This window comes from Mesorhizobium sp. M7A.F.Ca.MR.362.00.0.0 (assembly GCF_004023175.1).
In the GTDB taxonomy this organism is placed as follows: Bacteria; Pseudomonadota; Alphaproteobacteria; order Rhizobiales; family Rhizobiaceae; genus Mesorhizobium.
Window position 1 is genome coordinate 217 of record NZ_RZTF01000065.1, and the last position, 9,832, is coordinate 10,048.

8 protein-coding genes and 1 pseudogene are annotated in these 9,832 nt (G+C 58.6%); 2 read left to right on the forward strand and 7 right to left on the reverse strand.

The genetic code is table 11. The features are described 5' to 3' along the window. From EOC06_RS42275 to EOC06_RS11525, 3 genes are all read right to left on the reverse strand, one after another. A partial coding sequence (locus EOC06_RS42275) for a sugar transferase (protein WP_245469496.1) occupies positions 1-285 on the reverse strand: 285 nt, incomplete at its 3' end. After that, positions 282-1,418, reverse strand: a complete 1,137-nt coding sequence (locus EOC06_RS11520; protein ID WP_128307783.1) for a DegT/DnrJ/EryC1/StrS aminotransferase family protein — start codon at positions 1,416-1,418, stop codon at positions 282-284. The genes EOC06_RS42275 and EOC06_RS11520, both read right to left, overlap by 4 nt. A 39-nt stretch (positions 1,419-1,457) precedes the next feature. Beyond that, a complete protein-coding gene (locus EOC06_RS11525) occupies positions 1,458-2,180 on the reverse strand; it encodes a sugar phosphate nucleotidyltransferase (protein ID WP_127267498.1) in 723 nt (240 codons plus the stop codon). Between the two features lie 510 nt (positions 2,181-2,690). Here EOC06_RS11525 and EOC06_RS11530 point away from each other — a divergent pair. Continuing rightward, on the forward strand, positions 2,691-3,365 hold the full coding sequence (locus tag EOC06_RS11530; protein ID WP_128307784.1) for a response regulator transcription factor: 675 nt from the start codon (positions 2,691-2,693) through the stop codon (positions 3,363-3,365). On the opposite strand, the gene EOC06_RS11535 is transcribed toward EOC06_RS11530, so the two are convergent. Continuing rightward, positions 3,358-5,100 carry a PAS domain-containing protein gene (locus tag EOC06_RS11535; RefSeq protein ID WP_128307785.1) on the reverse strand — a complete coding sequence of 581 codons (1,743 nt, stop codon included), beginning with the start codon at positions 5,098-5,100 and terminating at the stop codon, positions 3,358-3,360. The two genes, EOC06_RS11530 and EOC06_RS11535, sit on opposite strands and share 8 nt — an antisense overlap. 213 nt (positions 5,101-5,313) lie before the next feature. On the opposite strand from EOC06_RS11535, the gene EOC06_RS11540 reads away from it, so the two are divergent. Then, on the forward strand, positions 5,314-6,021 hold the full coding sequence (locus EOC06_RS11540; RefSeq protein WP_128307786.1) for a helix-turn-helix transcriptional regulator: 708 nt from the start codon (positions 5,314-5,316) through the stop codon (positions 6,019-6,021). 82 nt (positions 6,022-6,103) lie between these two features. Here EOC06_RS11540 and EOC06_RS11545 read toward each other — a convergent pair whose 3' ends face one another. The 3 genes and pseudogenes from EOC06_RS11545 to EOC06_RS42280 all read right to left on the reverse strand — a co-directional run. Further along, positions 6,104-7,144: a glycosyltransferase family 2 protein gene (locus EOC06_RS11545; protein ID WP_127267494.1), complete on the reverse strand. Its 1,041-nt coding sequence runs from the start codon at positions 7,142-7,144 to the stop codon at positions 6,104-6,106. Next, entirely contained in the window at positions 7,141-8,508 is a 1,368-nt protein-coding gene (locus EOC06_RS11550) for a lipopolysaccharide biosynthesis protein (RefSeq protein ID WP_128307787.1), read from the reverse strand. The genes EOC06_RS11545 and EOC06_RS11550 overlap by 4 nt, the downstream gene beginning before the upstream one ends. A 183-nt stretch (positions 8,509-8,691) precedes the next feature. Further along, positions 8,692-9,832, reverse strand: a pseudogene (locus EOC06_RS42280) (exopolysaccharide biosynthesis protein); the annotation flags it as partial.

The following is a 9,832-nucleotide window of genomic DNA, read 5'->3' on the forward strand; positions in this document are numbered from 1 at the left end:
GCTGTCATCGTTCATGGTCAGCGCAAGCCCGAAAGGATCGGCTGTTGTCTTGAATTTGCGGAACTTGTACATGCGAAACGGCTTTGCGCCGGCGCCCAGGCGCGTCTGTGCGAAAAACACCGGCCAACCACCTTCGACAAAGAGTGCAACGGCAATCAGGAGCATCAGTGGAGCGAGTACCATTCCCGCTGCTGCAGCGAGGATGATGTCCATCGCGCGTCTGGCAATTCCGTGGCTGGTGCCAGCTACGGCGGGCCGATGCATCGTCACGTCGAGTGCGTTCATGCCGCGGCTCCCGCACGCCCGCTGCTTTCAATCGCGGTGGCTAGTGCAACAACCACCGACTCGATCGCACTTGCCGTAATTTGCGGGTGTAGTGGAATCGTCAGCTCCCGCTGCGCGAAGTCCTCGGTCTTCGGCAGATGGATTTCACTGAACATTTGGCGATAAAGCGTCATCTGGTGCACGGGCGTATAGTGGATTGTGGTCTGTATTCCCTTCGTTCGCAGATGGTCGATTACCGTTTGCCGGTCGACGTCATGCGGCAGGAGGACAGGCATGATGTGGTAGGCCGAGGTCCGCGGTTTGCCGAACGGGACTGTCACAGCCGAGCAGTAATCTGCGATCAGACGCCGATAGAGGACGACCAATATGCGCCGGATTTCATTCCATTCCTGCAGATTTTGAAGTTGGACCAAGCCAATAGCGGCGCGCAATTCGTCCATGCGATAATTGAAACCGAGCATCGTCACGTCGTATTGCGGCGTGCGGCTGTTCAGCCGCTGATGCGTGCCACTGGTCATCCCATGTCCGCGAGCCTGGCGGATCGCTTCACGGAGCTGTGCATCCCGGGCGATAACGGCGCCACCTTCCGCGGTGGTCATGTTCTTGTTGCCGTAGAAGCTGAAGGCCGCGGCCGCACCGTAAGTCCCCACCTCCTTAAGGCCGGGGGCATGCGCGGCATCCTCGACGATATGCAGTCCTCGCACACGGGCAAATCTCTGCCATTCTTCCCGGTCGGCAAGATAGCCGGCAAAGTGGACGAGAATGACAGCCTTGGTACGTCCGGTGCATTTGGCCTCCGCGTCACTTAGGGACATCAGTGGCACTTCGGCCGACTCTATGTCGACGAATACCGGTGTTGCTCCTACGTAGAGCACTGCATTCGCGGTCGCCACGAAGGTCAGCGAGGGAACCAGCACTTCGTCTCCGGGGCCGATCCCAAGTCCATGGAGAATGAGATGCAGGGCGGCGGTGCAAGAGCTGACGGCGACGCAATCGACCGCATCATGCACGGCTGCGAAGGCCTCTTCAAAGGCTCTTACCTGGTCCCCCATCGTCAGCCACCCACTGTCGACAACTTTGGCCAGGGCTGCCTTTTCCGGAAAGCCAAGAATAGGAGCGCTGACCAAGAGCATTACGACCTCCTCATGTTGGCGCGGCAGGGCGTTCAGCCCTCAAGCGGCCGCTGCCGAGACCTCGATCGATGCGGACTGCTCTTCCCAGGCAATCGTTTGTGCGTTCTGAAAATCTTCAACGCGTCCGATATCCAGCCAAAGCCCGTCATGTTTGTAGACGTGCACATTCGTGCCGTTTTGCATCATCTGCAGCATGAGGTCGTCGAATCCGAAGGCGATGCCGTCAGGTATAAAACGGAAAACATCTGGATTCATGCAATATATACCCATACTTACCAGATGAGACAGCGTCGGTTTCTCGCGAAATACCTGGACAGTATTGCCGACCTCGTCGATGACGCCGAAGTCCATCTTGATGATGCGGGAAGCTGTGGCTATGGTGACTGGATCCGTATGAGTCCGGTGTGACGCCACAAACCGGCTGAGACTGAGATCGGTAAGTACGTCCCCATTGAGAACAATGAACGGCTCGTCCAGTTCCTCCCTGATCAGGGAGAGCGGGCCAATAGTGCCCAGAGGTTCCAGCTCCTGGGTATAGCGTATCCTTAGATTCCACTGTGATCCGTCTCCGCATACGGTGCGGATCAGGTGCCCCAGATAGCCGGTCGTTACGTAGACCTCCTGGATGCCGTTCCGTCGCAGCCACTTCAAAAGCAATTCAAGAACCGGCCGAGCACCGATCGGCATGAGAGGCTTGGGCAAGATGGATGTGAAAGGCCGAAGGCGTGTTCCCATTCCACCGCACTGAATGACCGCTTTCATCTCGTCCTCCTATTGATACGACTGTCGCGGTGTGATGGGTCCAGCCCACCCGGCCGGAAGGTACGCCAGTGCTGGTTTCACCTCTCCGGAGTGCAGCGATGGTAAGTGGCGCCCGAGAAGGCGTCGTCGTGCATTTGAATGGCACGTTCCCTGCGTTTTGATTTCAATATTCCAGCCGGTAGGGCATGGGCGCGGCAGGGTGATCAATCAGGGCTGGGAGCTGTAGCCGCTTGAATGGCAATTACCTGTGCAGATTTTCGGCGTCGGTAACGACCTTCTCGCAAAGGCATCGCCACCGTTCGTACGAAAAAAACACTTAAATATCTGGCCCTGAAATGTGTGCGATTGTAAGCTATATTAGAAGGTTGAAATGTGCGGATGGGCGACGGCGAGCGTCGACATACGGGGGATCAGCGGGCGGCTGATCTGTGTTGGGTCACCGTACAGTCCATCCAAAGGGAGGGTTCGGCAGCTAGGGACACATGCGGGCTGCCAAAAGGTGGGTGGTTCATGTATCGTATTATCATCGCCGACGATCACGGCTTGTATCGTCGTGGGCTGCGACTGGCATTGATGGCCGGCATTCCAGACTTGGAAATATTCGAAGCGGCGTGTTTCGATACCGTCATAAGCCTGCTTGAAGATCAGGCGCCCGTTGATCTCGCCGTCATCGACCTGAACATGCCGGGACTGTCCGGCCAGGACGATCTTCGCGACGTCTTACCGGCTCATCCCGACACACGGTTTGCAATTGTTTCAGGGACCGATTCACGCGCCGAGATTCTGACTGCCCTCTCGATTGGGCTTCATGGTTATATCGTAAAGTCCCAAACGGACGAGGAGGTGGTCCTGGCGGTGAAGGAAATCCTGGCCGGTCGTATTTACGTTCCGGCACTTCTTTCACAAAGGTCCAAGGACTCGGCACGCCTTCCACCCGAGGCACCCACGCAAATGCCCCACAGGACCACCAGCGTCAACAATCTGGGCAGGCTTACGTCCAGGCAAAAGGAAGTCCTCAGGTTGATGGCCGAAGGTTACTCGAACAAAGAGATTGCCCGCTCTCTTGAAATTGCGGAAGCGACGACGAAGATTCATGCTGCCGCCGTCCTGCGCGAACTTGGAGCGCGAAATCGGACGGAAGCCGCGGTTCTGCTGAAGACATGGGCCGCCAGAGACATCAACTAGCGCCGATTGCTTTTGGCGGCAGCCGGACCGAATATTTCAGTCCGCGATCCAGCATCTCAAGCTTGGAAGAGTGCCCCACGATAGGCTCACCGCCGGCTCCAATGATCAACGACCCAAAACCGCGCCGAGCCGAGGTGGAGACCCGGCGTTCTCCCCATTCCAACCATTCAAACACGATGTCGGCGCCGGGCTCCTGGGCTGTGAATTGCCACGCGACCTCGATCCGGCCTGCCGGAGTGCCGAGCGCCCCATGCTTCACGGAATTGGTCGTAAGCTCGTGAACGATCATTGCGAAGCTCTCAGCCGAACCCTCTGCGACTTTTACTTCGGGTCCACTGATCGAAATGCTGTGCGTTCCCAGGTAGGGCTGCAGTTCCTGAACGATGAGGTCGCGCAAGGACGCCGACAGGCTGCCATCGCGTGAAAGAAGCAGATGCGTCGCCTGGAGTGCGCCGATTTTTTCGATCAGTGTCTGCTTATAGCGGGCGACATCGTTGTCGGGGGCACCAACCATATTCACAAGCGCCGTGATCACCGGAAACAGATTGTTGAGCCTATGGCGTTGTTCAAGCATGGCCCGCTCTCGCTTCTTCGCCGCAGCCCGCAGCAGAATGGTTATGCGCCGATCGGTGAGATCAGCGGCGACTCCTATTCGCTGTGCACGACCATCGCGCAATTCGTCCCGTCCCCGAAGAGCAATCCAGCGGATATGTCCGCCAGCTCGCCTGATGCGGATCTCCGCGTCATAGTTGGCGCCTGATGCAGGCTCTCCCGGGGCCGTCAGATTAGGCAAGTCGGCCGGGTGAACGACCGCAGCCAGTTCCTGCAGCGGACGGCTCGGCGCGGGTGCCAGTCCCATCATTTCCCAGAACGCTGCTGAGCCGTTCACGGATCCGTTCTCGAAATCTATACGCCACGTTCCCAACCGGCTGGACGACAGCGCCAGGTCCAACCATTCCTTCTGAGCCCGGAGTGCCTCGCGGGCGGTTCGCTCTCCAGATATATCGTCCACCATTACAAAGATGCTTTGAGGGAGAGCATCGGCTGGCACGGCCAAAGACAGCGCCAATCTTGTCCACAAAACCGTGCCGTCCTTTTTCAGGAGACGGATCTCCGAGCCGAAAGAAGTCGTGTCCTTGAGGCGAGTCAACGCTTCCGCCAAAGTGTGGTTGTCGTCAGGGTGGACGAGTGCCCTGAGCGGCAGACTCGAAAGCTCTTCCTCGACATACCCTGTCATCTCACAGAGACGTTTGTTGGACCGTTGCAACTCTCCGTTCTCGCTCATGTTGGCAAAGCCGATAGCGGCACGTTCGAATGCCCAGCGATAGCTGTTTTCGGTTGCCTCCAAGGCCACGAGTCTAGCCTCTGCAACCTGCAAAAGGGTGCGGTAGTCCTGCCTCTGCCGGTGGAAAGTCAGGGCGATCATCGCCCCTGCAACCAGCAGCAGAATGGCCCTAATCCAAACCTCGACGTTAATTGGGTTGCTCAGGATATCCCGCGCCAACAAGCCGACGGCCACCATCACAAACGTTGCCGCAAGGGCAATCAGGCGATCTTCGAGATATGAGATGGCAATAATGGTGGGAACAAATTCAAAAAAGCCGATGTCGTATGCCATGGAGGCGGGCAGCGCCGTCTCGACCGCAAGTGTCGCGATCAGGAGCGACATCGAGGCAAGGTGGGTCAGCAACTTGCTTGAGCTGTTCGGATGCAAATTGAGCGAAAGCAAACGCATGTGCCAAACTATAACCTTCTGACTAGTCCGTCGAGATTAGACCGAAAAGCGTACAGACTAGTCCGACCGCAGGATTGTTCCCTGGGATTGTAGCGCGCATTTTGTCCGATGTCGGGGGCGGATCGGACCGCAATTCTCCAAGCGACCTGACTGACATGTTGAAGGCACCTCCTTTTGACAGGGAGGCGTTGCCGTTTTGCGGGAGGTAAGAAAATGGCACTGGTTGGTAGGCAAGATGATGGAGTTCTTGGTCGCCAATATGGAGGTTTCGGGGGAAAGCCCGTCTCGGCCTTGAGAACGCAGGGTGACCATGGTTCCGCCTGGCACCAAGCACCACAAAGGTTCGACGGCGTGGTCGTCGAGCCAAAGCAGAGCAGCCTTGCATCTGTTGTGGGAATGCTTGATCGCATCGGGTGTGGCTATCTGATCCTGAACAGCGACAGGAAGGTCATGGAGTGGAATTCAGCCGCTCAAAACACCTTGGAGCGCGAGGGCGAGGCAGCTGATACGGCCGGCAAGGTGTCGGTTGCTCTGAGGCGGCTGATCGCAAACGTGCCGGGGAATTTTCTTCCCGGTACGCTTTCATGGGTGGTTATCCGCGGCATGGGCGACAGGCCCTTGGTTTTGAACGAGAAGGGCATAGCAACGCCTGACGCGACGAGTATCGTGGCGCTGCTGGATCGTGAAAACAGGTCCGGGCCAAATCCCCAGACGCTGCAAAGAATGTTTGGTCTGACGAGTGCCGAAACGCAACTCGCGCTGCGCTTGGCGCAGGGCGATGCCCCTTTGGAGATAGCCCGCAAGCGGCGCTTGAGCCGGACCACGATAAGGTCACAGCTGGCGTCGCTGTTCGCCAAGACCGAAACTCGGCGCCAGGCGGAACTGGTAGCTCTTCTTGGGCGCATATGCGTCCTGCCGTGAGATAACGGCCGTACCATGCGCGCGCGCAACAGGCTTGTGCGCGCGCAATCTGTTGCCGGCGTGCTTGTCCGCCAGACTCACCCTACCGCCGTCGTGTGCGCACCCGGCCCAATCTTGGGCGGATTGCAAACACGTGGTTAAGCACGTGCCAGCCCGCCACCTTCATGACGGAAGGCCGGAAGATCTGAATCCCGTCCAGGAACGTGGTCAACCAGGACTGCTGGTGGAACCTCATGGGAATACGAGCAACCCGCAATGCCCGCAGCAATGTCTCGGGAGGCGGGAGATGGTTGCGGTCCTTGATGAGATTCCAGTTAAGCTGCTTGACGGCGAGGGTCACTTCGTCGACCTCGCGGAAACTCTTTGACGTTGTAATGCTTGGATGGTTCGTCGCATCGTAAAAGGTAAGCGGATCGCTTATCGCCACCATGTCCCCATGGCTGGCTAGATCGACGAAGAACAGTTGATCCACTCCGGCCGGAATCTCTTTGTGCGTGCGCATCAAGCAGCCGGCACGAATGACGTCGCTGTTGATCAACAATGTGGATGGAATAATCCCCAGGCAGCGTGTCGCACGCACCAGATAGAGGTCCATCAGGCACTGCTGGCTGGAATAAAGCGAGATCGGTTCCTGCTCCTTGGGGACTTGGCGAAATCGCACTCGCTTGTCCTCGATTATGTTTGCCGCTGACGTCATGAAGGCGACTGAGGGGTACTGTTTGGCAACTTCGGCGAATGTCCTGAGTGCACCTGGCGCAAGCCAGTCATCGTCATGCAGCAACTTGATCCATCGTCCTGAGCAAGCCAGCATAGCGTTGTTGGTGTTCTCCACCTGACCGCGACCTCGACTGTTTTCGATAATGCGGATGCGAGGTTCGCTCCGTGCGTAGTCGGTCACGATAGCCCAGGTCTCGCCCTCCGGTCCCTCGTCGTCGCTCACGACCAACTCCCAATCGGAGTAATCTTGGCCCAAGACGCTGTCGATCGCCCTGCGGATCGTATCCGGTCGACGAAAAGTTGGTATCCCGACCGAGATAAAAGGGCGTGACCATGAGACATCGGCCCGGTCATGCTGGGTGACCGCAACTGCCGCTTGAAGGTTGTCAATCGACGACGAATTCATGGTGTTTTTTCCTCGAGACATTCATGTTGGACGCACGTTGCAGCGCCTGCTGGTTGAGGGTCGTGGGTCAACAGGTACAGTGATGCTGCCATTTTCAGAGCGAAACCCGACGCGCCGCCGGCGGCCATGAAATAGATGACGGTGACTGGCTGCCAGCCCGCCTGGGCGCCGGCGAGCAGTGGGCCAAACACGAGAACCGCCCGTGCGAGGTCGATGACCAGTCTTGTTCCTTGCCGCCGTAACAGAGCGGGAACGTCGCTGAGCGGAGTCGACAACGCCTGTGCCGCGCCCATCAGCGCCAGTGCGGTCATGATTTCCGCAGTGGGCATCCAAGGCTCGCCCAGAAGCGGAACGACCACATAAGGCGCGGCGAGGCCGAGCAGCAAGATTGGCACCGCGGTAAAGGCGGCGGCCAGCAGGAGAAGCCCGCGCGCCACACCAAGCAGGTGTCCACGATTGCTGTTCCGGTTTGCTTCGGCGACAAAAACATTGCTGAGCGGTGTGGCGATCAGCGTCACCGGACCGGTGACCAGCCGCGCGGCCACGCCCAAATATCCGGCAAATGCGGTGCCGAACAGCCCGCCGACAAGGACTGCTGGAAGATTGTTGATTGCTATGCTCGCGAGCGTTGCGGGAATATCGAACAGAGGAAATTTGTATTCCCGCCGAGCCTTTTCCAGCACCGCACGCCAAGGTGCCCAGGCGATGCCACGCAAATCCTCCCAACTCATCACCCGACAGCCGATCAGCCCGATGAAGACGAACTGGCTCAGAATATGCGCATGGATCATGGCTTCGCCGCCGAGGTTGGCGATGCCGAAAGCCAATTGCAGTGCAGCCATGCTCGCCGGCAGGATCAGGCGCCCGAGAGCAAAATCGCGCAAAAGCCCGGCACGCAGACTCCAGCAGTTCATGGCTTCGACCAGACCTGCGCCTCCCATTCCAATCGGAATGAGCCAGGCGAGCGAGCCGAGGCGATCGGGAGCAAGGTTCGACAGCATCTGTCCGGCCGAAAAGGCCAGGACGGTCGTCACGAACACAGCCAAGAGAACAAGCTTGACCGTCACATAGGCCTGCGCGCTCCCCTTGACCCCATAGAGCGAAGCCTCGAAGCGCAATGCCGCGACCCCGGCGAGTATATTCACGATCGACAGGTAAATCGTAAAGACGCCGAAATCGGCCGGCGAATAGAGCCGCGCCAAAACCGGGATTGCAGCAAGAAGGGTGAGCTGGCCGACAATCGCCATTGCCGACACTCCGCTTGCCGCACGAATGATCGAGCCGATCGGGCTCGGCCGAACAACGATGATGGCTGTGCCGGCCGCAGGAACCGTCTTGGGTCTCAGAAGGTCGCTTGGTGCCATCGGTTCGCGCTTCCGAGGGAGGCAAATATCGGGGATTTCCGGAGCCTACGATGCACACCGGACCTTGCCATCATTCACCTGAATGACGCGCTCTGCTGACAGGCTGCACCGTGAATCGTCCTGGCCGCTCCCTGGATGAACCACCCCCGGATCGTTCGTAGCCCAAGGACGAGCCTGTGGCCGTCATGCTATTTGCTCGCGCAAGAGGTCAGCGCTGTCCTCGAGCCGATATCCGGCATGTTTCTTCAGATTCACGCGCGTGAGGACACTGCCGACAGGTATCGCAAGAGAACCGTTGCCCTGAAGGAGTTCCAGCACCCCGCGAGCGAGGGTGCGTGGCGTTTTCCTCCACCGGATGGCGAAAAGAACCACGTCCGCCCATCCGGGCAGAAATTTGGCTTCCGGCCGCCCCAGCGCCGACGGCAGGTTTATGATCACGATGCGATAGGTCGCGTGCAGATCCGCCATCACTTTGCCTCCATCCTCGCACGATAGCAGCGCCAGCAGGTCGTCCGACGGAGCGGCGGTCATTACGTCGATCCCGATTTCATGCAGCCTGGCAACGGCACCTTCCAGGTCGCAGCGATTGCAAACATAGTCAGCGAAGGAATGGCGGTTCTTGCGCTCGCTGAACTGGTGCAGGAACTCGAGCGTCAGCTGAACGCCCTTGCGTTCAAGATCGACCAACAGGACTCGACCGCCCAGTCGCGTGCCGGCGAGCGCCAGGCTCCACGCGAGCTCGGTCCCGCCATCCTGCGGCATACTGGAGGTGACAAGCGCCGTGTACGACGAACGAGCCCTTAGCGCATTTGGTGCCGCCGCGATCAGCAACGACGTCACGGCGCGGCTATATGCGGACCTGCGCTCCCCCAGCACGAGGTTTCGCAGTTGTTTGGCATGCATTCCGCATGCTTCGGGGATCTGCCCCATACATGGAACCTTGAGCACCGCTTCCGCTTCGGCCTCGCCACGGAAAGTCCGGTCAAAATGATTGCGCATCGTGACGTACATCGCCCCAAGGATAGCGAATAGGATCATCCCGGGGGGAACCAGGAAGATGGCTGGCAATGTCTGCGGGATAGTCGGCGGCCAAGCCGCAGACAGGATCGAAATTCCAGCCGAGGGAACTCCGATACGCCGCGTCAAATCCTGTTGTCGACCAAGGAGTTCGTTATATCGCTGGGTCAGCAGGCTGACCTGCGGCTCGAGAGCCCGCAAGCCGGAAAGCCGGCTGGCGGTGTCGGCCATGACCGCATCCAGGATGTTCTTTCGGCTTTCGAGAGCGGCGATCTGTGCACGGAAAATGTTTGCATCGGCAGCAATC

Bases quoted from the DNA above. Each gene is read 5' to 3' on its own strand.
- EOC06_RS11525 (WP_127267498.1), bottom strand. From the start codon at position 2,180: ATGAAAGCGGTCATTCAGTGCGGTGGAATGGGAACACGCCTTCGGCCT.
- EOC06_RS11535 (WP_128307785.1), bottom strand. From the start codon at position 5,100: ATGCGTTTGCTTTCGCTCAATTTGCATCCGAACAGCTCAAGCAAGTTG.
- EOC06_RS11520 (WP_128307783.1), bottom strand. From the start codon at position 1,418: ATGCTCTTGGTCAGCGCTCCTATTCTTGGCTTTCCGGAAAAGGCAGCC.
- EOC06_RS11530 (WP_128307784.1), top strand. From the start codon at position 2,691: ATGTATCGTATTATCATCGCCGACGATCACGGCTTGTATCGTCGTGGG.
- EOC06_RS11550 (WP_128307787.1), bottom strand. From the start codon at position 8,508: ATGGCACCAAGCGACCTTCTGAGACCCAAGACGGTTCCTGCGGCCGGC.
- EOC06_RS11540 (WP_128307786.1), top strand. From the start codon at position 5,314: ATGGCACTGGTTGGTAGGCAAGATGATGGAGTTCTTGGTCGCCAATAT.
- EOC06_RS11545 (WP_127267494.1), bottom strand. From the start codon at position 7,144: ATGAATTCGTCGTCGATTGACAACCTTCAAGCGGCAGTTGCGGTCACC.